Here is a 23,126-nt window from a genome sequence, read left to right as displayed (position 1 = left end):
CGGGAATAGCTCAGTTGGTAGAGCACGACCTTGCCAAGGTCGGGGTCGCGAGTTCGAGTCTCGTTTCCCGCTCCAAATTTCTTCTCATACCCAGTTTATCCACAGCGCAAGCACGCGCCGGTGATGATTTTCGCGCGGTCCTGAAAATACTGTGAACAGAGTTATCCACAGGTTAACCTTTCGTCCTCTCTCAGAAAATTACTTCACTATGTAAATAGTATTCTTATATCTAATTGAAAGATAAGAGTTAAATTTCATTTCAAAGTGTTAATCCGATCACTTGACGAACGTCTGCCCCTTGAAACGCAATGTGTTTTTATTTTTATTCACACCCTGTGAATGAATCAGGCGTCGCGCGGTAGCCCTTTTTCAACCACCCTGACCAGACGCAGCTTTTTGGGTAACTGCACCTCAACCACATTGGCATTTCTCTTTTCAATTTGCTGCGCCATCGCCCACTCGATATGTTCGTCGAGAAGCGGGTGCTCACCCCTGCGGCTTTCCAGCGCCTTCAGGTTCGCTTCATCCCAGGGCGCGTTGCCCAACGCGACGGCGATATTACGCAGCCAGCGCAGATGACCAATACGGCGAATGGCCGAACCTTCCGTCACTTTTAAAAACCAGGGTTCGCTCCAGGCGAACAGCTCAATAAGCGCCGGGGCGTGTAGCGCCTTGCGCGGACTGAAATCCTCTTCATCGGTGAGCTGCGCGAAGCGGTTCCACGGGCAAATCAGCTGGCAGTCATCGCAGCCGTATATGCGGTTGCCGATCAGCGGACGAAACTCTTCCGGAATAGCGCCTTCCAGTTCGATAGTCAGATAGGAAATACAGCGCCGGGCATCGACGGTATAGGGCTCGACGATGGCGCCGGTTGGGCAGATGGTCATACAGGCAACGCAGCGGCCGCACTCTTCCTTGACGGGCTGGTCAATGGGAAGAGGGAGATCGATAAGCAGTTCACCGAGGAAAAAGAACGAGCCGGCATCGCGGCTAAGGATGAGCGAGTGCTTACCTGTCCATCCCAGCCCCGCTTTTTCGGCTAAAGGGCGTTCAAGAATCGGCGCGGAATCGACAAAAGGTCTAAAATTGAGCGAAGCACACTGTCCCTGAATCATCTCACCTAATTTTTTCAGGCGATGACGTAATAGCTTGTGATAGTCCCGTCCGAGGGCGTAACGGCTAACGTAACCCACCGCGGGGTCTTTCAGGGTGCGGGCGAAAGCGGCATTAGCGGGCAGGTAGTTCATTCTCACGCTAATTACGCGCAGGGTACCGGGCTGGAGCTCATGGGGGCGCGCGCGCATCATGCCATGACGCGCCATCCACGCCATTTCGCCGTGGTATTGTTTATCCAGCCACGCCTGCAGTTTAGGTTCGCTGGCGCTGAGATCGGTATCGGTAATACCGACCTGCTGGAACCCCAACTCTGTGCCCCATTGTTTGATTTGCTGCGCTAACTGATTGAGATCGAGGGGCTGTGACATGATGGACCATACGATGACGAAAAACACCGGGAGTATACCACATATCATCTGGTCGGCGGAGGCGCTACGACGAGCGGAAAAAGAGGCGGCGGATGCCCTTGGGCTGACGTTGTATGAACTGATGCGTCGTGCGGGCGAAGCGGCTTTTGAGCTTGCGCGCGTCCAGTATCCTGAAAGCCAGCACTGGCTGATTCTCTGCGGCCACGGTAATAACGGCGGCGACGGCTACGTGGTGGCTCGCCTGGCACAGTCGCGAGGCATTCAGGTCACGCTGCTGGCGCTGGAGAGCGAGAAGCCGCTGCCGGAAGAGGCCAGCCTCGCGCGTGAGGAGTGGCTCAACGCCGGCGGCACTATTCATGCCGCCGGCATCCCCTGGCCGGAAGATATCACGCTGATTATTGACGGCCTGCTCGGTACCGGGTTACAGAGCGCGCCCCGGGAAAACGTTGCGGCGCTGATCGCGCGGGCAAACGCCCATCCGGCTGAGGTTGTGGCGCTGGATATCCCCTCCGGCCTGAATGCGCAGACGGGGACGACGCCGGGCGCGGTTATCCATGCCGCTCATACCATCACCTTTATCGCGCTTAAGCCGGGGCTGCTGACCGGCAAAGCCCGCGATGTCGTTGGCCGTTTGCATCATCACGCCCTGGGGCTTGAGGGTTGGCTAGCAGGCCAAACGACGGCGCTCAGTCGCTTCGATGCCTCGCAGCTCCCCGGCTGGCTGCCGCCGCGGCGTCCAACCTCGCACAAAGGCGACCACGGTAAGCTGGTGATTATTGGCGGCGAACCGGGGACGGCGGGCGCCATACGAATGAGCGGTGAAGCGGCGCTGCGCGCGGGCGCCGGGCTGGTGCGAGTACTGACTCACCGGGACAACATTGCGCCCATTCTGACCGCCAGGCCTGAGCTGATGGTCCATGAGCTGACGTCCCGCTCTCTCGAAGAGAGTCTGCACTGGGCGGATGTCATTGCGATTGGGCCGGGGCTGGGGCTGGGCGAGTGGGGTAAAAATGTGCTACGCCAGGCGGAGAATTTTCGCAAACCGATGGTCTGGGATGCGGATGCGCTGAACCTGCTGGCAATCAATCCCGATAAACGTCACAATCGCGTGCTGACGCCGCATCCCGGCGAAGCCGCCCGCCTGCTGAACGTGAGTGTGGCAGAAATTGAAAGCGATCGCTTACATTCTGCACAACGTCTGGTAAAACGTTATGGTGGCATCGTGGTGCTGAAAGGTGCAGGTACGCTCGTGGCGAGCGAAACGGGCGAAATGGCTATTATCGACACCGGTAACGCTGGGATGGCCAGCGGCGGGATGGGCGATGTGCTGACCGGTATTATCGCTGCGTTGTTAGGCCAGCGCCTGACGCCGTATGATGCTGCCTGCGCCGGATGCGTTGCTCATGGCGAAGCCGCCGATCGGCTGGCGGCGAGACACGGCACCCGCGGAATGCTGGCGACCGATCTTTTTTTCACGCTCAGGCGTGTTGTTAACCCGGATGTGATTGACGTAGACCATGATTAACCGAGTGATTCCTTTACCCGATGAGCAGGCGACTTTAAGCCTTGGCAACCGCGTCGCACAGGCATGCGCTGGCGCGACGGTCATCTATTTGTATGGCGATTTAGGGGCGGGTAAGACCACCTTTAGCCGCGGTTTCCTTCAGGCTCTCGGTCACCGTGGCAACGTTAAAAGCCCAACCTACACCCTCGTCGAGCCTTACAGTCTCGATAATTTGATGGTCTATCACTTCGATCTTTATCGCCTGGCGGATCCTGAGGAACTCGAGTTTATGGGGATCCGCGATTATTTTACTGACGATGCTATCTGCCTGGTGGAATGGCCTCAGCAGGGCACGGGAGTACTGCCGGACCCGGATGTTGAAATTCACCTTGAGTATCAGGCACAAGGGCGTGAGGCGCGCGTAACCGCGGTCTCCTCATTGGGTGAGTCTTTATTGGCGCGTTTGGCTAATTAGCCTGAAGGACGACGGGATGATGTATCGCTTAACCAGTTGGCTGGCCGCCGCATTGATGCTGTTCAGCATTCAGGCCACTGCGGCAAGTTTATCCGATATCCAGGTCTCAAATGGCGATCGGCAGGCCCGCATTACCATTAGCTTTATCGGCGAACCTGAATATTCGTTTAGCCCCCAGGGCAAACGCATCGTGGCGCTGGATATTAAACAGACTGGCGTACTCCAGGGGCTACCGCTGCAGTTTAGCGGCAATAATCTGGTAAAAAGCATTCGTTCCGGGACGCCGCAGGATACGCAGTCGCTGCGCCTGCTGGTGGATCTCACCGCCGATGGCAAAACCCGCGCGGTGAAACAGCAGAACGGCTCTAACTACACCGTGGTGTTTACGATTAACGCCGACGCGCCGCCTCCGCCTCCACCTCAGCCAGTGGTGGTTAGACAGGCGGAAAGGCCCGTGGCGCAGCCCGTGCGTCCGAGCGAACCCGCGCGCAACCCGTTTAAAGCCGATAACGACCGGCTTACCGCGGTGACCAGCACCAGTAGCGTAACGCGTCCTGCGGCGCGTACCGTTTCCGGCGACGATAAAGTGATTATCGCCATTGACGCCGGCCACGGCGGCCAGGATCCGGGAGCCATTGGTCCGAACGGCACGAAAGAAAAGAATGTGACCATAGCGATTGCGCGTAAGCTCCGCGCGCTGCTGAATGCCGATCCGCAGTTCAGGCCCGTGCTAACGCGCGACGGCGATTATTTCATTTCCGTCATGGGGCGTTCTGACGTCGCACGTAAGCAAAACGCCAATTTCCTTGTCTCGATTCACGCCGACGCTGCGCCGAATCGCGATGCTACCGGGGCCTCGGTTTGGGTGCTTTCCAACCGCCGCGCGAACAGCGAAATGGCCGGCTGGCTCGAGCAGCATGAGAAACAGTCAGAACTGCTGGGCGGCGCGGGCGATGTACTGGCCAACAGCCAGTCGGACCCTTACCTGAGCCAGGCGGTGCTGGATTTACAGTTCGGCCATTCCCAGCGCGTCGGGTATGATGTGGCGACCAATGTGCTGAGCCAGCTGCAGCGGATCGGCGATTTACATAAGCGTCGTCCTGAGCATGCCAGCCTCGGCGTACTGCGTTCGCCGGATATCCCGTCGATCCTGGTGGAAACGGGTTTTATCAGTAATACCGGCGAAGAGCGGCTGCTGGGCAGCGATGCTTATCAGCAGCAGGTCGCAGAGGCGATTTATAACGGCCTGCGTAACTACTTTATGCAGCACCCTCTGCAATCCGCGCCGCGCGGGGCAGCCGCGCAGACTGCCAGCGCAGGTTCGTCAGACGGGACGTTGTTAAATTAAGGAGACGGCCATGCCGATTCAGGTTCTACCGCCGCAGCTCGCCAACCAGATTGCCGCAGGTGAAGTGGTGGAACGTCCGGCGTCGGTGGTCAAAGAGCTGGTGGAAAATAGCCTCGATGCCGGGGCGACGCGCATCGACATTGATATTGAGCGCGGCGGGGCGAAGTTAATCCGCATTCGCGATAACGGCTGCGGCATCAAAAAAGACGAGCTGGCGCTGGCGCTGGCTCGTCACGCCACCAGTAAAATTGCTTCGCTGGATGACCTTGAGGCGATCATTAGCCTCGGCTTTCGCGGCGAAGCTCTGGCCAGTATCAGCTCAGTGGCTCGCCTGACGTTGACCTCGCGTACCGAAGATCAGCAGGAGGCCTGGCAGGCCTATGCCGAAGGGCGCGATCAGGCGGTCACCGTGAAGCCGGCGGCGCACCCGGTGGGAACAACGCTGGAAGTGCTGGATCTGTTTTATAACACCCCCGCCCGGCGCAAATTTATGCGCACCGAGAAAACCGAGTTTGGCCATATCGACGAGATCGTGCGGCGCATTGCGCTGGCGCGCTTCGACGTGACCATCAACCTCAGCCACAACGGCAAGGCCGTGCGCCAGTACCGGGCGGTATCGCAGGACGGCCAGCGCGAGCGGCGTCTGGGCGCGATCTGCGGTTTGCCATTTCTTGAACACGCGCTGGCGATTGAGTGGCAGCACGGCGACCTGACCCTCAGCGGCTGGGTGGCCGATCCGCTACATACCAATCCGACGCTGGCGGATATTCAGTATTGCTACGTCAATGGGCGGATGATGCGCGATCGCCTGATTAATCACGCGATTCGCCAGGCCTGTGAAGACAAACTGGGCGCCGACCAGCAGCCTGCCTTTGTGCTGTATCTGAAGATAGATCCGCATCAGGTGGATGTGAACGTCCATCCGGCCAAACATGAAGTGCGTTTTCATCAGTCGCGCCTGGTGCATGACTTTATCTATCAGGGCGTGCTGAGCGTCCTGCAGCAGCAGCTGGAGGTGCCGTTGGCGGAAGAGGGCGATGAGCCTGCGCCGCGACAGGTGCCGGAAAACCGCATTGCGGCGGGCGGCAATCATTTTGCCCAGCCGGCGGTCGCGCGTGAAAGCGCCGCTCCCCGTTACCGGGATGAGCCCGCCGCGCCGCGTTTTAATACCGGAGGTTCGCGAGAGTCCGCCGCCTCGGGTTCATCTGGCGGAGCCGCCTGGCCGCACGCGCAGCCAGGCTACCAAAAACAGCAGGGTGCGCTTTATCGCCAACTGCTGGACACGCCGGCCACGGAGCGCAAACCCCTGGCTCCCGCACCGGCAGCGGAAGGCCTGTCGGGTCATAGCCAAAGCTTTGGCCGCGTACTGACGATTATCGATAGCGACTGCGCGCTGCTGGAGCGCGGCGGTAAGTTAGCGCTGCTGGCTCTGCCGGTTGCTGAGCGCTGGCTGCGCCAGGCGCAGCTAACGCCGGGCGCAGAGGCGGTTTGCGCCCAACCGCTGCTTATTCCGCTGCGGATAAAAGTGTCCGACGAGGAAAAAGACGCGCTCAAGCAGGCGCAGTCGGCGCTGGCTGAGGTCGGTATTGAACTCCAGTCCGATGCGCACCACGTGACGGTCCGCGCAGTGCCTTTACCCTTAAGACAACAAAATTTACAAATCTTGATTCCTGAACTGATAGGCTACCTGGCGCAGCAAAAAACCGTCGACGTCGGCAACATTGCTCAGTGGATAGCGCGTAATCTGGCGAGCGAACATGCGCAGTGGAACATGGCGCAGGCGATTGCCGTCCTGGCGGATATCGAACGCTTATGTCCGCAGCTGGTTAAAGCGCCGCCGGGTGGTCTGTTACAACCTGTTGATTTACATTCGGCGATGAATGCCCTGAAAGATGAGTGATGTAACTGAGGCAAGCCTGCCTAAGGCAATATTTTTAATGGGCCCTACGGCTTCTGGTAAAACCGCATTGGCTATCGCCTTACGTAAAGTTTTGCCAGTAGAGTTGATTAGCGTTGATTCAGCCCTCATCTATCGAGGAATGGACATAGGCACGGCCAAGCCCGATGCCGCGGAGCTGAGCGCTGCGCCGCATCGTCTGCTGGATATTCTTGACCCGGCCGAGGCTTATTCCGCGGCGGATTTCCGCCGCGATGCGCTGGCAGAGATGGCCGATATCGTCGCTGCCGGGCGTATTCCGCTACTGGTTGGCGGAACGATGTTGTATTTCAAGGCGTTGTTGGAAGGATTGTCGCCTCTACCCTCGGCTGATCCTGAGGTCAGAGCCAGGATCGAGCAACAGGCCGCAGAGCAGGGATGGAACGCGTTACACCAGCAGCTACAGGAAATTGATCCGGTTGCCGCCGCGCGTATTCATCCAAATGATCCGCAAAGACTTTCCCGAGCACTGGAAGTTTTTTTCATTTCGGGTAAAACTTTAACGGAGCTGACGCAAACGTCAGGTGATGCTCTGCCGTATAAGGTGCACCAGTTCGCCATCGCCCCGGCGAGCCGTGAACTGCTCCATCAGCGCATAGAACAGCGTTTTCATCAGATGTTGGCTTCAGGTTTTGAAGCAGAAGTGCGGGCGCTTTTTGCCCGGGGAGATTTGCATACGGATATGCCTTCCATTCGTTGTGTCGGATATCGCCAGATGTGGTCTTACCTAAATGGCGAGATCCCGTATGATGAAATGGTTTATCGAGGTGTTTGCGCCACGAGACAGTTAGCTAAACGTCAGGTGACCTGGCTGCGCGGTTGGGAAGGTATCCACTGGTTAGACAGTGAACAACCTGAACAAGCGTTCAACAAAGTATTACAGGTTGTTGGTGCTAGCCTGGACTGAACGTGTACAATTGAACGGGTATCGTGCGTAATTTTTTTAAGAATCGTAAGGTTCTGAGTACAAAACAAGCATACATATAAGGAAAAGAGAGAATGGCTAAGGGGCAATCTTTACAAGATCCGTTCCTGAACGCTTTGCGTCGGGAACGTGTTCCGGTTTCTATTTATTTGGTGAATGGTATTAAGCTGCAAGGGCAAATTGAGTCTTTCGATCAGTTCGTGATCCTGTTGAAAAACACGGTCAGCCAGATGGTCTATAAGCACGCAATTTCTACTGTTGTCCCGTCTCGCCCGGTGTCACACCACAGCAACAATGCTGGCGGCGGTACAAACAACTATCACCACGGTGGTGGTGCGCAGGGTTCTTCTGCGCCGCAGCAAGACAGCGAAGACGCCGAATAAGGCAGATGCTGTTTTTCCACGTCGGGGAGCCAGGTTTTCTGCGTTCCCCGCTGGTATTTTATAAGGGGTTTACGCTTGTTTGACCGTTATGATGCCGGTGAGCAGGCGGTACTGGTACACATCTATTTTTCGCAAGACAAAGATATGGAAGATCTCCAGGAGTTTGAAACTCTGGCCTCTTCCGCCGGTGTCGAAGCAATGCAGGTGATTACCGGTAGCCGTAAAGCACCGCACCCGAAGTATTTTGTTGGTGAAGGTAAAGCTGTCGAAATTGCGGAAGCCGTAAAAGCGACCGGTGCATCGGTCGTGCTCTTCGATCATGCCCTGAGTCCGGCACAGGAACGAAACCTGGAGCGCTTATGCGAATGTCGGGTTATCGATCGTACCGGCCTGATTTTAGATATTTTTGCCCAGCGAGCGCGTACCCACGAAGGGAAACTGCAGGTCGAGTTGGCGCAGCTGCGCCACATGGCGACTCGCCTCGTTCGCGGCTGGACCCACCTTGAAAGACAGAAAGGCGGGATTGGTTTGCGCGGCCCGGGGGAAACCCAGCTCGAAACTGACCGCCGCTTGCTGCGTAACCGTATTATGCAGATCCTGGCGCGACTGGAAAAAGTTGAAAAACAGCGTGAGCAGGGACGGCGGTCACGCGCCAAAGCCGATATTCCAACCGTGTCGCTGGTCGGTTATACCAACGCCGGTAAATCCACGTTGTTCAACCAGATAACTGAAGCCGAGGTCTATGCTGCGAACCAGCTGTTCGCCACTCTGGACCCAACGCTGCGCCGGATTGATGTCCCTGATGTCGGCGAAACCGTCCTGGCGGATACCGTAGGCTTTATTCGCCACCTGCCGCACGATCTGGTGGCCGCGTTTAAAGCGACGCTCCAGGAGACGCGCCAGGCGACGCTGTTGCTGCATATCATTGATGCTGCCGATGTGCGCGTGCAGGAAAATATTGACGCAGTGAATACGGTGCTCGCGGAAATCGAAGCTGATGAGATCCCGGCGCTGCTGGTCATGAATAAAATCGACATGCTGGATGATTTTGAGCCGCGTATCGATCGGGATGAAGAAAATAAACCGATTCGGGTCTGGCTTTCCGCCCAGACCGGGGTTGGCGTACCGCTGCTTTTTCAGGCTTTGACGGAACGGCTTTCTGGTGAAGTGGCCCAGCACACGCTGCGCCTGCCACCGCAGGAAGGTCGGTTGAGAAGCCGGTTCTATCAGCTTCAGGCGATAGAGAAAGAGTGGATGGAGGATGACGGTAGCGTTGGTCTGCAGGTGCGCATGCCGATCGTTGACTGGCGTCGCCTCTGTAAACAAGAGCCAGCGCTGGTTGAATACGTGATTTGACCTTGCAGCTTGCCTGAAGATATTGACCCCTGTGGGGATATCAAAAACAAATATGGAGCATATACATGGCGTGGAATCAGCCCGGTAATAACGGACAGGACCGCGACCCGTGGGGAAGCAGCAATAACCAAGGCGGCAACTCTGGGGGAAATGGCAACAAAGGCGGTCGCGAGCAGGGACCTCCCGATCTGGATGATATCTTCCGTAAGCTAAGTAAAAAACTTGGCGGCCTGGGTGGCGGAAAAGGTGGACTGGGCGGCGGTAGCGGCTCTCAGGGACCTCGCGGGCCAATGGGCGGACGTATCGTCGGCATCGTTGCCGCCGCTGCGGTTATTATCTGGGCAGCCAGCGGTTTCTATACCATTAAAGAAGCTGAACGTGGCGTCGTCACTCGCTTTGGTAAATTTAGCCATCTGGTTGAGCCTGGCCTTAACTGGAAACCTACTTTCATTGATAACGTTCAGGCGGTTAACGTTGAGTCGGTCCGCGAACTGGCGGCTTCCGGCGTCATGCTGACGTCTGACGAAAACGTCGTGCGCGTTGAGATGAACGTGCAGTACCGCGTGACCGATCCGGAACGCTATCTGTTTAGCGTCACCAGCGCGGACGACAGCCTGCGTCAGGCCACCGACAGCGCCCTGCGTGGCGTGATCGGTAAATACACCATGGACCGTATCCTGACCGAAGGACGTACCGTCATTCGTAGCGATACCCAGCGCGAGCTGGAAGAGACCATTCGTCCGTACAACATGGGTATCACCCTGCTCGACGTCAACTTCCAGACGGCGCGTCCGCCGGAGGAAGTAAAAGCCGCGTTTGATGATGCGATTGCCGCGCGTGAAAACGAACAGCAGTACATTCGTGAAGCGGAAGCTTACACCAACGAAGTCCAGCCGCGGGCTAACGGTCAGGCGCAGCGTATCCTTGAAGAGGCTCGCGCCTATAAGACCCAGACCGTTCTTGAAGCGCAGGGTGAAGTGGCTCGTTTTGCAAAAATTCTGCCTGAGTATAAAGCGGCTCCGGAAATTACCCGCGAGCGTCTGTATATCGAAACCATGGAAAAAGTGCTGAGCCATACGCGCAAAGTGCTGGTTAACGATAAGGGGAGCAACCTGATGGTTCTGCCTCTGGATCAGATGCTGAAAGGCGCCGGCGCGCCGGCGGCAAAGAGCGATAGCAGTGGCGCAAGCGATCTGCTGCGTCTGCCGCCTGCATCCAGCTCAAACAGCGCCAGTAACGCTTCTACCTCTACGGGAGGCACCATTATGGACCAACGCCGCGCCAACGCGCAGCGTAACGACTACCAGCGTCAGGGGGAATAACGATGCGTAAATCTGTTATCGCGATAATTGTCATCGTGCTGGTGGTGCTCTACATGTCCATCTTTGTGGTCAAAGAGGGCGAGCGCGGCATCACGCTGCGTTTTGGTAAAGTTCTGCGCGACGATGAAAACAAACCGCTGGTGTACGCGCCTGGCCTTCACTTCAAGATTCCTTTTATTGAATCCGTGAAGATGCTTGATGCGCGTATCCAGACGATGGACAACCAGGCCGACCGCTTTGTTACCAAAGAGAAGAAAGACCTGATTGTTGACTCTTACATCAAGTGGCGCATCAGCGACTTTAGCCGTTACTACCTGGCAACCGGCGGCGGTGACGTCTCCCAGGCCGAGGTGCTGCTGAAGCGTAAATTCTCTGACCGTCTGCGTTCTGAAATTGGCCGTCTGGATGTGAAAGACATCGTGACCGACTCCCGCGGCCGTCTGACCCTGGAAGTCCGCGATGCGCTGAACTCAGGTTCTGCGGGCACAGAAGATGAAGTCAGTACGCCGGCTGCCGATGACGCGATTGCTAAAGCGGCGGAGCGTGTTGAAGCAGAAACAAACGGTAAGGTTCAGGTGATCAACCCGAACAGTATGGCGGCGCTGGGTATTGAAGTCGTCGACGTGCGTATTAAACAGATCAACCTGCCTGCCGAAGTGTCTGAAGCGATCTACAACCGTATGCGCGCCGAGCGTGAAGCGGTAGCGCGTCGTCACCGTTCACAGGGTCAGGAAGAAGCTGAAAAACTGCGCGCGACCGCGGATTATGAAGTGACCAAAACGCTGGCGGAAGCCGAGCGTCAGGGTCGTATTCTGCGCGGTGAAGGCGATGCTGAATCGGCGAAACTGTTTGCTGATGCATTCAGCCAGGATCCAGGCTTCTATGCCTTTATCCGTAGCCTGCGTGCGTATGAGAACAGCTTCCAGAGCAATCAGGATGTGATGGTTCTCAGCCCGGACAGCGATTTCTTCCGCTATATGAAATCACCCACGTCAGCGACCCGCTGATAAGCAATGAGTAAGCAAAAAGGCGCCCGTTGAGGCGCCTTTTTTACAATGTTCGCAGCGGATTTGGGTTTGCCAATGGGTTATGTATTTTGTTTCATAAAGCCGGTTCATAACAATGATGGAATACCGGAGAATATGAATTGAGCAACGACTCACAGGGGTGAGCGACGGTGGCTGTACTTAAATAAAGGTGAATAATGAACTCAACAATCTGGCTGGCACTGGCGCTGGTTTTAGTACTTGAAGGGCTTGGGCCGTTGCTTTATCCGCGCGCGTGGCGTCGAATGGTCGCCACGATGAGCCAATTACCGGATAATTTATTACGCCGGTTTGGCGGAGGTCTTGTGGTTGCCGGTATCGTCATCTACTACATGTTGAGGAAAACGATTGGCTGAGCGTAAAGTAGACTAATTTCCCGCCTTTTGAGTGCAAAAAGTGCTGTAACTCTGAAAAAGCGATGGTAGAATCCATTTTTAAGCAAACGGTGATTTTGAAAAATGGGTAACAACGTCGTCGTACTGGGCACCCAATGGGGTGACGAAGGTAAAGGGAAGATCGTCGATCTCCTGACTGAACGGGCTAAATATGTTGTGCGCTATCAGGGCGGTCACAACGCCGGCCATACTCTCGTAATCAACGGTGAAAAAACCGTCCTCCATCTCATTCCATCAGGTATTCTTCGCGAGAATGTCACCAGCATCATCGGTAACGGTGTCGTGCTTTCTCCGGCTGCGCTGATGAAAGAGATGAAAGGTCTGGAAGACCGTGGTATCCCTGTCCGCGAGCGTCTGCTGCTTTCTGAAGCGTGCCCGCTTATCCTCGAATATCACGTCGCGCTGGATGTCGCGCGTGAAAAAGCGCGCGGCGCGAAAGCTATCGGTACGACCGGTCGCGGTATCGGCCCGGCTTACGAAGATAAAGTGGCTCGCCGCGGTCTGCGCGTTGGCGATCTGTTTGATAAAGCCACCTTCGCTGAGAAACTGAAAGAAGTGATGGAATATCACAACTTCCAGCTGGTGAATTTCTACAAAGCTGAAGCGGTTGATTACCAGAAAGTTCTCGATGACGTCATGGCGATTGCCGACATCCTGACCGCGATGGTTGTTGACGTTTCCGATCTGCTTGACCAGGCGCGCAAGCGTGGCGATTTCGTCATGTTTGAAGGCGCACAGGGTACGCTGCTCGATATCGACCACGGTACCTATCCGTACGTAACCTCTTCCAACACCACCGCAGGTGGCGTGGCGACCGGCTCCGGTCTGGGTCCGCGTTATGTAGACTACGTTCTGGGTATCATCAAAGCCTACTCCACTCGCGTAGGTGCGGGTCCGTTCCCGACTGAGCTGTTTGATGAAACCGGCGAGTTCCTGTGCAAGCAGGGTAACGAGTTTGGCGCTACCACCGGCCGTCGTCGTCGTACCGGCTGGCTGGATGCCGTAGCGGTGCGCCGCGCGGTGCAGATTAACTCCCTGTCCGGTTTCTGCCTGACTAAGCTGGACGTCCTGGACGGCCTGAAAGAAGTTAAAATCTGCGTAGCCTACCGGATGCCGGATGGCCGCGAAGTGACGACCACTCCGCTGGCTGCTGACAACTGGGAAGGCATCGAGCCGATTTACGAAACCATGCCGGGCTGGTCTGAAACCACCTTTGGCGTGAAAGAGCGCAGCGGTCTGCCGCAGGCAGCGCTGAACTACATCGCACGCATTGAAGAGCTGACCGGCGTACCGGTTGATATTATCTCTACCGGTCCTGACCGTACCGAGACGATGATTTTGCGCGATCCGTTCGACGCATAACGATCTCCAGGGGCGCCGTTAAGGCGCCTCTTGTTTTTGCTGTTCGCCCGCCCCATTTAAATAAATTAGCGGCCTGAGCGCTGGCTGGTTTATCATCAATAGTAATTGTCTACCGACGCACTCTGTTTTTCTTTTCCCTGAGGTTGATTGTGCAGTTAACGAGTTTCACTGATTACGGATTACGCGCGCTGATTTATATGGCGTCGCTACCGGATGGAAGAATGACCAGCATCTCCGAAGTGACGGAGGTTTACGGCGTTTCCCGTAATCATATGGTTAAAATAATCAATCAGCTAAGTCGCGTGGGGTACGTGACGGCGGTACGGGGAAAAAACGGGGGAATTCGTCTGGGGAAACCGGCAAATATGATTCGCGTGGGTGATGTTGTTCGCGATCTGGAGCCGCTCTCGTTGGTCAACTGCAGCAGCGAATTTTGCCATATTACGCCCGCCTGTCGTCTGAAACAGGCGCTTGCTGAAGCCGCGCAAAGTTTTCTCAAGGAACTGGATAACTACACGCTGGCCGATTTGGTTGAAAAGAATCAACCGCTTTATAAATTATTGCTGGTGGAGTGACGTAAACTTCACTGGAGATGACAACGGAGGAACCGACATGTCACAAGATCCTTTCCTGGACCGCGAATCTGAAAAATACGCTAATCCAATCCCGAGCCGGGAATTTATCCTCGATCATTTAGCAAAACGCGAAAAACCGGCTAGCCGAGATGAGCTGGCAATAGAGCTGAATATTGAAGGCGAAGAACAACAAGAAGCATTGCGCCGCAGACTGCGCGCAATGGAACGCGATGGTCAGCTGGTCTTTACGCGTCGTCAGTGCTATGCGCTGCCGGAACGTCTTGACCTGCTGAAAGGGACCGTTATCGGTCATCGCGATGGTTATGGCTTCCTGCGCGTTGAAGGCCGTAAAGATGACCTGTATCTGTCGTCCGAGCAGATGAAAACCTGTATTCACGGCGATCAGGTGCTGGCGCAGCCGCTGGGCGCCGACCGTAAAGGCCGTCGCGAAGCGCGTATTGTCCGCGTACTGGTGCCAAAAACGGGCCAGATTGTGGGCCGCTACTTTACCGATGCGGGCGTTGGCTTCGTGGTGCCGGATGACAGCCGCCTGAGCTTCGATATCCTGATCCCCCCGGAACAGATCATGGGCGCGCGGATGGGGTTTGTGGTGGTGGTTGAGCTGACCCAGCGTCCAACCCGCCGCACCAAAGCGGTCGGCAAGATCGTTGAGGTCCTCGGCGACAATATGGGTACCGGCATGGCGGTCGATATGGCCCTGCGCACCCATGAAATTCCCTACGTCTGGCCGCCAGCGGTCGAAAAACAGGTCGCCGGCCTGAAAGAACAGGTACCGGAAGAGGCGAAACAAGGGCGCGTTGATTTACGCAGCCTGCCGCTGGTCACCATTGATGGCGAAGACGCCCGTGACTTTGATGATGCCGTGTACTGCGAGAAGAAACGCGGCGGTGGCTGGCGTCTGTGGGTGGCGATCGCCGATGTGAGCTACTACGTGCGCCCGGGTACGCCGCTGGATGGCGAAGCGCGCAGCCGCGGCACGTCGGTCTACTTCCCGTCTCAGGTGGTTCCGATGCTGCCTGAAGTGCTCTCTAACGGCCTGTGTTCACTGAATCCTCAGGTCGACAGGCTCTGTATGGTTTGTGAAATGACGATTTCGGCCAAGGGGCGTCTGACCGGCTTCAAATTCTACGAAGCGGTGATGAGCTCCCATGCCCGTCTGACCTATACCAAAGTCTGGCATATGCTGCAGGGCGACCAGGATCTGCGTGAGCAGTACGCGCCGCTGGTTAAGCATATTGAAGAGCTGCATAACCTCTACAAAGTGCTGGACGGCGCGCGTGAAGAGCGCGGCGGTATCTCATTTGAGAGTGAAGAAGCTAAATTCATCTTTAATGCTGAACGCCGTATTGAACGTATTGAGCAGACTCAGCGTAACGACGCGCACAAGCTGATTGAAGAGTGCATGATCCTGGCGAACATCTCTGCTGCGCGCTTTGTTGAGAAGGCCGAGGAACCGGCGCTGTTCCGTATCCATGACAAACCGAGTACGGAAGCGATTACCGCATTCCGTTCGGTGCTCGCGGAGCTGGGGCTTGAGCTGCCTGGCGGCAACAAGCCGGAGCCGCGCGACTATGCGGAATTACTGACCTCTATCGCCGATCGTCCGGATGCAGAGATGCTGCAAACCATGCTGCTGCGGTCGATGAAACAGGCGATATACGACCCGGAAAACCGCGGCCACTTTGGTCTGGCGCTGCAATCCTATGCCCACTTCACCTCGCCGATTCGCCGCTATCCTGACCTTTCGCTGCATCGCGCGATCAAGTATTTACTGGCGAAAGAGCAGGGACATAAAGGCAATAGCACCGAGACCGGCGGCTGGCACTACAGTATGGACGAGATGCTGCAACTGGGGGCGCACTGTTCGATGACCGAGCGTCGTGCTGATGAAGCGACGCGCGATGTTTCGGACTGGCTGAAGTGTGATTTCATGCTGGATCAGGTGGGTAACGTCTTTAAGGGCGTGATTGCCAGCGTGACCGGCTTTGGTTTCTTCGTCCGTCTGGATGAGCTGTTTATTGATGGTCTGGTGCACGTCTCTTCCCTCGATAACGACTACTACCGCTTCGATCAGGTCGGACAGCGTCTGATTGGTGAATCCGGCGGCCAGACCTATCGACTGGGCGATCGCGTGGAAGTGCGCGTTGAAGCGGTCAACATGGACGAGCGTAAAATTGACTTCTCGCTTATCTCCAGCGAGCGCGCGCCGCGCAACGTCGGTAAGACCGAGCGTGAAAAAGCGAAGAAAGGCGGCGCAGGTAAATCTTCCGGACGTCGCCGTCAGGCGGGCAAGCAGGTAAACTTCGAGCCGGATAGCGCATTCCGCAAACAGAAAGGTCAGTCTCAGCCGAAAGCCGCTCAGCCAAAAGGCGAGAAGAAAGCGAAAAAGCCGTCGGAGAAAACCCAGAAGATAGCCGCAGCGACCAAAGCCAAGCGCGCGGCGAAGAAAAAGAATATCGCTGAGTAGTGCGATTCCCTTTCCCCCCGCGCCTCCCGACATCGTGGCGGGGCGGGGGGAAGGGAACGGATAACAGAACCTAAACGAGTAGATAAATGAGTGAAATGATTTACGGCATCCACGCGGTGCAGGCACTGCTGGAGCGCGCTCCTGAACGTTTTCAGGAAGTCTTTATTCTGAAAGGCCGTGAGGATAAGCGCCTTATGCCGCTGATCCATGCCCTGGAAGCGCAGGGCGTGGTGATTCAGGTCGCCAGCCGCCAGTTTCTGGATGAGAAAAGCGAAGGCGCCGTTCATCAGGGAATTATTGCCCGCGTGAAGCCCGGACGTCAGTATCAGGAGAACGATCTGCCGGATCTGATCGCCTCTCTCGATCAGCCGTTCTTTTTGATCCTTGACGGCGTGACCGATCCGCACAACCTCGGCGCCTGTTTACGTAGCGCTGACGCCGCTGGCGTGCATGCGGTGATTGTCCCCAAAGACCGTTCTGCGCAGCTGAATGCCACGGCGAAAAAAGTGGCCTGCGGCGCGGCGGAAAACGTCCCGCTGATCCGCGTCACCAACCTGGCGCGTACCATGCGTCTGCTGCAGGAAGAGAACGTCTGGATCGTCGGTACCGCCGGTGAGGCCGATCATACGCTGTTCCAGAGCAAAATGACCGGATCGCTGGCGCTGGTCATGGGGGCGGAAGGCGAAGGCATGCGCCGCCTGACCCGGGAGCACTGCGACGAGTTGATCAGCATCCCGATGGCCGGTAGCGTGTCGTCGCTGAACGTATCGGTCGCCACCGGTATTTGCCTGTTTGAAGCGGTACGCCAGCGCAGCTAATCTCTTCTTTCCAAATAAGCCATTCTCTGGAATGGCTTATCTTCTTCAGTTCTGACCGCCTTCTCGCTCTATCCGACGGGCAATGTCGAGACCTCTTTCAACATAGTTCAGGACCTGGCTCAAGGGTAATTCATCTCCCGGTTCATCTCCCGTTTGCTCGAGGAATTTAAGCTGCGCGCCTCGATTCTTTAATACTTTGATGAGATTAAGAAAATTTCCAATAGGATTCTGCTCTTCCAGAATGTCATCGCAGATTTTGTTTTCATCAAATGAGGTGACGTAACCGGAAGCGTTCAGGTTCTGTTTGATAGCGCTCATCGCGAGATGAGGAAGATGGCGGTGGATAAGCGGAATATAGTTCGGCGCATTTTGCCGATCTTCAATAATTAAATGAATCATGAAATTCCCTTTCTGATTGTGAGAGAACTTTATAACAGAGTTCTCTGACGGAAAGTGCGCCGTTGTCCATACTTATGGATAGAGCCATTGAAGGAGGGAAACATAATGCACTGGCAAACTCATACCGTATTTAATCAACCCTCGCCGCTATGTAACAGTAACTTATTCCTGTCCGATACCGCCCTGCGTGAAGCCGTCGTCCGCGAAGGCGCGGGCTGGGATGGCGATCTGCTGGCGAGCATTGGCCAACAGCTGGGGACGGCCGAATCGCTGGAGCTGGGGCGCCTGGCCAACAGCAATCCGCCGGAACTGCTGCGCTATGACGCAACGGGATCGCGTCTTGACGATGTTCGTTTCCATCCCGCCTGGCATTTACTGATGCAGGGGCTGTGCGCTAACCGGGTACATAATCTTGCCTGGCAGGAAGAGGCTCGTGAAGGCGCCTTCGTTGCCCGCGCTGCCCGCTTTATGCTGCATGCGCAGGTCGAGGCGGGCACCCTGTGTCCCACCACCATGACCTTTGCCGCTATTCCATTGCTGCAGCGCTCCTTACCCGAGACTTTTAGCGACTGGCTATCGCCGCTATTAAGCGATCGCTACGATCCGCACCTTGTGCCGGGTAATCAGAAACGCGGGCTGCTTATCGGGATGGGGATGACGGAAAAGCAGGGCGGGTCCGATGTCCTGAGCAACACGACGCGAGCGGAGAAAAGCGCAGAAGGCTTTTATCATCTGATCGGACATAAATGGTTTTTCTCGGTACCGCAGAGCGATGCTCATCTGGTGCTGGCTCAGGCGCCGGCGGGCCTCTCCTGCTTTTTTGTTCCGCGCCTGTTGCCGGATGGCCAGCGTAACGGCGTACATCTGGAAAGGCTGAAAGATAAATTAGGTAACCGCGCGAACGCCAGCAGCGAAGTCGAGTTTTTCAATGCCTGCGGCTGGCTGGTCGGAGAAGAGGGCGATGGCGTCCGGCAAATTCTCAAAATGGGCGGCCTGACCCGTTTTGACTGCGCGCTGGGTAGCCATGCGCTGATGCGCCGGGCCTATTCGGTAGCGCTATACCATGCTCTGCAGCGTCAGGCATTTGGTAAAAATCTGGTCGATCAGCCGATAATGCGTCAGGTTCTGGGGCAGATGGCGCTGCGGCTGGAAGGGCAAACCGCCTTTCTGTTCCGCCTGGCGAGGGCCTGGGACAGGCGCGACGATGTGCAGGAAGCGCTATGGGCAAGGCTGTTCACGCCCGCCGCGAAATTTGCTGTCTGCAAATCCGGGATCGCGTTCGTCGCCGAGGCGATGGAGGTACTGGGCGGTTCAGGCTATTGTGAAGAGAGTGAATTACCGCGTTTGTACCGTGAAATGCCGGTAAACAGCATCTGGGAAGGTTCCGGTAATATTATGTGTCTGGACGTGATGCGGGTTCTGATGAAGCAGCCGGCGGCGCTCGAACTTCTGGCGGCGGAGTGCGCGGAAGTGAAAGGGCAAAATCGTCATTTCGATCGGACGTGGCGGCAGCTGCAGCAGTGGCTACGGCGGCCTCTGGAAGAGCAGGGGCGGGAGATTACCCGGCTGGTCTATATGCTGGGCGTTGGGGCGCAGCTATTACGCTTCGCGTCACCGCCGCTGGCAGAGGCCTGGTGCCGTATGATGCTCGACGCGCGCGGCGGCATGCGGCTGGATGAGCAGACGCTGGATGACTTACTGTTACGGGCAACGGGGCGTGGACGACAGGCGCCTCAGGCATAAAGAATGGCCTGTACCCGCCAGTTGTCCGGCTGCTGCTCCTCGTACATCTGGACGATGCGATACCAGGAGGCGCCCTGCTCATCGGCCTGCACGGCGATAGCGTGTTCAACATCCTGCTGGCTGCCCGAGATGTTGTTAACGCAAATCAGGCCAATTTCGTTCAGGCCCGTTACGCAGTCAGCGCTGGCAAACTCCGCTGACTGCGCGGAAGTATTGGCCGTGACGGTGGTCAACATCAGGCTGGGTAGGGTAAAAGTTCGTTTCATCGTCAGCTCCATTTCACATAGTCCTGAGGGCAGTCCGTTGCTAACGTCCTGCCAGGTTACAGCTGGCCGAACGTTATTATGCACAGGAGAACGTGAATGGATGCAAAGCAGTGTAAAGCTGGCTTAAAGGTTGACCGCTATTTACGGTACAAAATTGCCTGCGAATACCACTGGCCCGGAACCATGGTGTCATCAATCATTATGATGACGTAGTAATCCGCTTTAGCCGCCTCAGCTTTGACCTTTAGCGCAGCCTCGACATCCATCGGTGAGCCGTACATTAATACGCTCACCGTCCCCATCTTCTGCAGACCCGCCGTCTGATTACGCTGGATCTCTTGTGGATGGTCGGTTGCCGGCGGCGGCGCCTTTGGCGTCCCCTGTAGGGCGCTACAGCCGGTTAAAGCGATTGCCATTAACCACGGTGCAAACCTACGCATAACCATATCTCGTTTCCTGTTAGTCATAGTGTAGTGGTAGCCTGAATGTCATTTCCGGGGAATGTTCCCAAATTGTTATCCCGTACGCGATTTTCGAATGAAAATATCGTGAAAGCGTAATCTGGTTCTCAAGATTATGAATCATGTGCGAACGAGCGACTTGAGTAATAACATAACATCACTTGAGAGAAAGGAGACGGTAAATGATTGCATTAGAAATGCGTAACCTTGCGGGTGGGGAGGTTCTCCATGCGTACCCGCAGGGCGCCGCGGATACGGCGCTGCCTTGCATTGTCTTTTATCATGGTTTTACCTCTTCTAAGCTGGTCTACAGCTATTTTGCCGTTGCGCTTGCAGAGGCGGGGTTTCGGGTGATTATGCCTGATGCAGCGGAACACGGCGCGCGCTACCGGGGAGACGAACAGGGGCGGATGCAGCGCTTCTGGCCGATTCTGATGAACAATTTTATTGAATTTCCGGCACTACAGGAGGCGATTCGGGATCGGGGATGGCTTGCTGACGACAGGCTGGCGGTGGCAGGCGCATCGATGGGCGGAATGACGGCATTAGGGATTATGACCCACCACCCGGAGCTGAAAAGCGTAGCCTGCCTGATGGGGTCAGGCTATTTCAGTTCGCTCTCGCAGGCGCTTTTCCCTTCGCCTTCGTTCGATGCAGAACAGCTGGTGGCGTGGGACGTCAGCCAGCAGCTGGCGACCCTGGCCAGCCGTCCGCTGCTGCTCTGGCACGGCGATGAAGATGATGTCGTGCCGCCGGGGGAAACCTTCCGCCTGCAGCAGGCGCTGCAGCAAAACGCGCTGGCCGACAATTTAACCTGCCTCTGGCAGAAAGGCGTCCGCCACCGCATTACGCCGGAAGCGTTAGCCGCGACGGTGGACTTTTTTCAACGTCACCTTTAAACGCGAATCACCTGTACGCCCTGATCCTCAAGCTGCTTGAGGATCGCCTCATCCGCCTGTTTACCGGTAATCACCAGGTCGATTTGCCCGGCCTGGCTAAAGAGCATTCCGGCGCGTTCGCCGACTTTGCTGCTGTCGACCAGGACCGCGAGTTTGCCGACGACGTTAAGCATTTTTTGCTCCGCCATCGCCGTCAGCATATCGGTTTTATACAGCCCTTCGGCGGTCAACCCTTTGCCGCTGGTGAACATCCAGTGCCCGGCATACAGGCTGTTTTCGCTGCCCTGCGGGCTCAGGGTGATAGAGTGGCTGCGGTTATACTGCCCGCCCATAATGATGACGCTGTCGTGTTCCTGATCGATCAGATAGTTGGCCAGCGGCAAATAGTTGGTGATGATCTGTACCGGTTTGCCGCACAGCTCCTGCCCAAGCAGGAATGCGGTAGAGCCGCAGTTAATGACGATGCTTTCGCCAGGGTTGACCAGCTGCGAAGCCGCACGCGCAATCCGTACCTTCTCATCGTGGTTTTGCGCCTGGTGAATATTCATTGGCGACCAGCGCGGGCGCTGCTCGCTGATGGCTTCCGCGCCGTTGCGGACTTTTTTCAGCCTGCCGCTTTCGTCGAGTTTGTTGATATCGCGTCGTGCCGTCGCCGGAGAAATTCCCAGCCGGGAAATCACCTGCTCCACGGTGACAAATCCCGTTTGTGCCAGCAAATCCAGTAAAATTTGATGTCTTTGCGCTTCCGTCATGAGCAAATCCGATTAAAAGTGATAAGCAAAGATGATATTTGAAATCAGGTGAAAATACTAATGCTGACGGGGATAATTTCCGGCGGGCGGTCCCGCCGGAGAAGCCTTACAGGAACGACTTAAAGGGCCGGTCCGGTTCCATCGTGAAGCAATCGTCGAATCCGCGCGGATAATGGTATTCGAAGTTGTCTTTATCCAGCGGCCAGGTGAATTTTCCGCCCACCTGCCAGATGAAAGGCTTAAAGCCATACTGCAGACGATCTTTTTTCATCTCCCACAAAACGCGGATTTCCTGCGGATCGGCCTGGAAGTTTGACCAGATATCGTGATGGAACGGAATTACCACTTTAGCATTCAGCGACTCGGCCATGCGCAGGATATCGGCGCTGGTCATTTTGTCGGTGATACCGCGCGGGTTCTCGCCATAGGAGCCCAGCGCCACGTCGATCTGGTGTTCGTTACCGTGCTTCGCATAGTAGTTGGAGTAGTGGGAATCGCCGCTGTGATACAGGTTGCCTCCCGGCGTTTTGAACAAATAGTTCACCGCGCGCTGATCCATTCCGTCCGGCAGGACGCCTGCGGCTTTTTGATCCGCGGGTAAGGTGATGAGGGCCGTACGGTCAAAAGCGTCAAGCGCGTGGATTTCAACATCCTTTATTTTAACCACATCCCCTGGTTTCATCACGATACAGCGCTCTTTTGGAACGCCCCAGCCTATCCACAGGTCGACGCAGGTTTGCGGGCCGATGAACGGCACGTCCTCGGCGCAGTTCTGCATGACCGCGGCGGCCACGTTCACATCAATATGATCGTTATGATCGTGAGTGGACAGTACGGCATCGATCTGGCGAATAGCGAACGGATCGAGAACAAACGGAGTGGTGCGCAGGTTTGGCTGGAGCTTCTTCACGCCGGCCATACGCTGCATCTGGTGGCCGGTTTTCATCAGCGGGTTCCCGTGGCTTTGCTTGCCGGTACCGCACCAAAAATCGACGCAGATATTGGCTCCGCCTTCGGATTTCAGCCAGATGCCCGTACAACCCAACCACCACATGGCAAAGGTGCCCGGCGCAACCTGCTCTTGTTCAATTTCTTCGTTCAGCCAGCTACCCCACTCCGGAAAAGTGTTCAGGATCCATGATTCGCGGGTGATGGTTTGTACTTTACTCATTTGTTTTTCCCTCACATA

Annotated in this window: 22 protein-coding genes; 16 read left to right on the top strand and 6 right to left on the bottom strand. The window is 56.2% G+C overall.

Annotated elements, in window-relative coordinates; translation table 11 throughout:
• Positions 1–344 precede the first annotated feature (344 nt).
• Entirely contained in the window at positions 345–1,484 is a 1,140-nt protein-coding gene (gene queG / locus ACESQ2_RS23155) for a tRNA epoxyqueuosine(34) reductase QueG (protein WP_014227617.1), read from the bottom strand.
• Between the two features lie 13 nt (positions 1,485–1,497).
• Here queG and nnr point away from each other — a divergent pair, with 13 nt between their 5' ends.
• The 14 genes from nnr to rlmB all read left to right on the top strand — a co-directional run bounded on the left by nnr (position 1,498) and on the right by rlmB (position 17,417).
• On the top strand, positions 1,498–3,009 hold the full coding sequence (gene nnr / locus ACESQ2_RS23150; protein WP_373171350.1) for a bifunctional ADP-dependent NAD(P)H-hydrate dehydratase/NAD(P)H-hydrate epimerase: 1,512 nt from the start codon (positions 1,498–1,500) through the stop codon (positions 3,007–3,009).
• Entirely contained in the window at positions 3,002–3,463 is a 462-nt protein-coding gene (tsaE, locus tag ACESQ2_RS23145) for a tRNA (adenosine(37)-N6)-threonylcarbamoyltransferase complex ATPase subunit type 1 TsaE (protein WP_014227619.1), read from the top strand. Before nnr ends, tsaE begins: the two co-directional genes overlap by 8 nt.
• A 16-nt stretch (positions 3,464–3,479) precedes the next feature.
• Positions 3,480–4,811, top strand: a complete 1,332-nt coding sequence (gene amiB, locus ACESQ2_RS23140) for an N-acetylmuramoyl-L-alanine amidase AmiB (protein WP_014837183.1) — start codon at positions 3,480–3,482, stop codon at positions 4,809–4,811.
• 10 nt (positions 4,812–4,821) lie between these two features.
• Positions 4,822–6,711, top strand: coding sequence for a DNA mismatch repair endonuclease MutL (gene mutL, locus ACESQ2_RS23135; RefSeq protein WP_224260355.1), 1,890 nt, complete (start codon positions 4,822–4,824; stop codon positions 6,709–6,711).
• Positions 6,704–7,654 carry a tRNA (adenosine(37)-N6)-dimethylallyltransferase MiaA gene (gene miaA, locus ACESQ2_RS23130; RefSeq protein WP_032695150.1) on the top strand — a complete coding sequence of 317 codons (951 nt, stop codon included), beginning with the start codon at positions 6,704–6,706 and terminating at the stop codon, positions 7,652–7,654. The genes mutL and miaA overlap by 8 nt, the downstream gene beginning before the upstream one ends.
• A 92-nt stretch (positions 7,655–7,746) precedes the next feature.
• Positions 7,747–8,055 (top strand): RNA chaperone Hfq, encoded by a 309-nt coding sequence (gene hfq, locus ACESQ2_RS23125; protein ID WP_004097968.1) that lies wholly within the window; start codon positions 7,747–7,749, stop codon positions 8,053–8,055.
• A 75-nt stretch (positions 8,056–8,130) separates the two neighbouring features.
• Positions 8,131–9,411 carry a ribosome rescue GTPase HflX gene (gene hflX, locus ACESQ2_RS23120; protein WP_004097973.1) on the top strand — a complete coding sequence of 427 codons (1,281 nt, stop codon included), beginning with the start codon at positions 8,131–8,133 and terminating at the stop codon, positions 9,409–9,411.
• Between the two features lie 65 nt (positions 9,412–9,476).
• Entirely contained in the window at positions 9,477–10,733 is a 1,257-nt protein-coding gene (gene hflK, locus ACESQ2_RS23115) for an FtsH protease activity modulator HflK (protein WP_004097974.1), read from the top strand.
• Between the two features lie 2 nt (positions 10,734–10,735).
• Positions 10,736–11,740 carry a protease modulator HflC gene (hflC, locus tag ACESQ2_RS23110; protein WP_004097977.1) on the top strand — a complete coding sequence of 335 codons (1,005 nt, stop codon included), beginning with the start codon at positions 10,736–10,738 and terminating at the stop codon, positions 11,738–11,740.
• Positions 11,741–11,937: 197 nt separating this feature from the next.
• Complete coding sequence (locus ACESQ2_RS23105; RefSeq protein WP_004097978.1) at positions 11,938–12,135, top strand: DUF2065 domain-containing protein; 198 nt, start codon at positions 11,938–11,940, stop codon at positions 12,133–12,135.
• Positions 12,136–12,237: 102 nt separating this feature from the next.
• The gene (locus ACESQ2_RS23100; protein ID WP_004097979.1) at positions 12,238–13,536 is read left to right on the top strand and encodes an adenylosuccinate synthase; all 1,299 of its coding nucleotides are present in this window, start codon (positions 12,238–12,240) and stop codon (positions 13,534–13,536) included.
• A gap of 149 nt (positions 13,537–13,685) precedes the next feature.
• Entirely contained in the window at positions 13,686–14,111 is a 426-nt protein-coding gene (nsrR, locus tag ACESQ2_RS23095) for a nitric oxide-sensing transcriptional repressor NsrR (protein ID WP_004097980.1), read from the top strand.
• A 37-nt stretch (positions 14,112–14,148) separates the two neighbouring features.
• Entirely contained in the window at positions 14,149–16,599 is a 2,451-nt protein-coding gene (gene rnr / locus ACESQ2_RS23090; protein ID WP_004097981.1) for a ribonuclease R, read from the top strand.
• An 86-nt stretch (positions 16,600–16,685) separates the two neighbouring features.
• Complete coding sequence (gene rlmB, locus ACESQ2_RS23085) at positions 16,686–17,417, top strand: 23S rRNA (guanosine(2251)-2'-O)-methyltransferase RlmB (RefSeq protein ID WP_004109129.1); 732 nt, start codon at positions 16,686–16,688, stop codon at positions 17,415–17,417.
• Positions 17,418–17,462: 45 nt separating this feature from the next.
• Here the strand turns inward: rlmB and ACESQ2_RS23080 are convergent, their stop codons facing one another.
• A complete protein-coding gene (locus ACESQ2_RS23080) occupies positions 17,463–17,816 on the bottom strand; it encodes a hypothetical protein (RefSeq protein WP_047724780.1) in 354 nt (117 codons plus the stop codon).
• Positions 17,817–17,921: 105 nt separating this feature from the next.
• Between ACESQ2_RS23080 and ACESQ2_RS23075 the strand changes: the two genes are divergently transcribed.
• A complete protein-coding gene (locus ACESQ2_RS23075; protein ID WP_049069023.1) occupies positions 17,922–19,559 on the top strand; it encodes an isovaleryl-CoA dehydrogenase in 1,638 nt (545 codons plus the stop codon).
• Here the strand turns inward: ACESQ2_RS23075 and yjfN are convergent.
• Positions 19,550–19,825: a DUF1471 family protease activator YjfN gene (gene yjfN / locus ACESQ2_RS23070; protein ID WP_014227626.1), complete on the bottom strand. Its 276-nt coding sequence runs from the start codon at positions 19,823–19,825 to the stop codon at positions 19,550–19,552. The two genes, ACESQ2_RS23075 and yjfN, sit on opposite strands and share 10 nt — an antisense overlap.
• A gap of 137 nt (positions 19,826–19,962) precedes the next feature.
• Positions 19,963–20,271, bottom strand: a complete 309-nt coding sequence (bsmA, locus tag ACESQ2_RS23065; RefSeq protein ID WP_004097988.1) for a biofilm peroxide resistance protein BsmA — start codon at positions 20,269–20,271, stop codon at positions 19,963–19,965.
• Between the two features lie 197 nt (positions 20,272–20,468).
• Here bsmA and yjfP point away from each other — a divergent pair, with 197 nt between their 5' ends.
• The gene (yjfP, locus tag ACESQ2_RS23060) at positions 20,469–21,185 is read left to right on the top strand and encodes an esterase (protein ID WP_004097989.1); all 717 of its coding nucleotides are present in this window, start codon (positions 20,469–20,471) and stop codon (positions 21,183–21,185) included.
• On the opposite strand, the gene ulaR is transcribed toward yjfP, so the two are convergent.
• Together ulaR and ulaG are read right to left on the bottom strand one after the other, a co-directional pair.
• Complete coding sequence (ulaR, locus tag ACESQ2_RS23055) at positions 21,182–21,937, bottom strand: HTH-type transcriptional regulator UlaR (protein ID WP_004097990.1); 756 nt, start codon at positions 21,935–21,937, stop codon at positions 21,182–21,184. The genes yjfP and ulaR overlap by 4 nt on opposite strands.
• 106 nt (positions 21,938–22,043) lie before the next feature.
• Positions 22,044–23,108 (bottom strand): L-ascorbate 6-phosphate lactonase, encoded by a 1,065-nt coding sequence (ulaG, locus tag ACESQ2_RS23050; protein ID WP_373171347.1) that lies wholly within the window; start codon positions 23,106–23,108, stop codon positions 22,044–22,046.
• Between the last annotated feature and the right edge of the window lie 18 nt (positions 23,109–23,126).

Origin of the sequence: Klebsiella sp. Q11 (assembly GCF_964241505.1) — a bacterium.
Lineage (GTDB): Bacteria > Pseudomonadota > Gammaproteobacteria > Enterobacterales > Enterobacteriaceae > Klebsiella > Klebsiella michiganensis.
The sequence above is the reverse complement of the archived record's forward strand: the minus strand, read 5'-3'. Positions and strand labels throughout refer to the sequence as shown.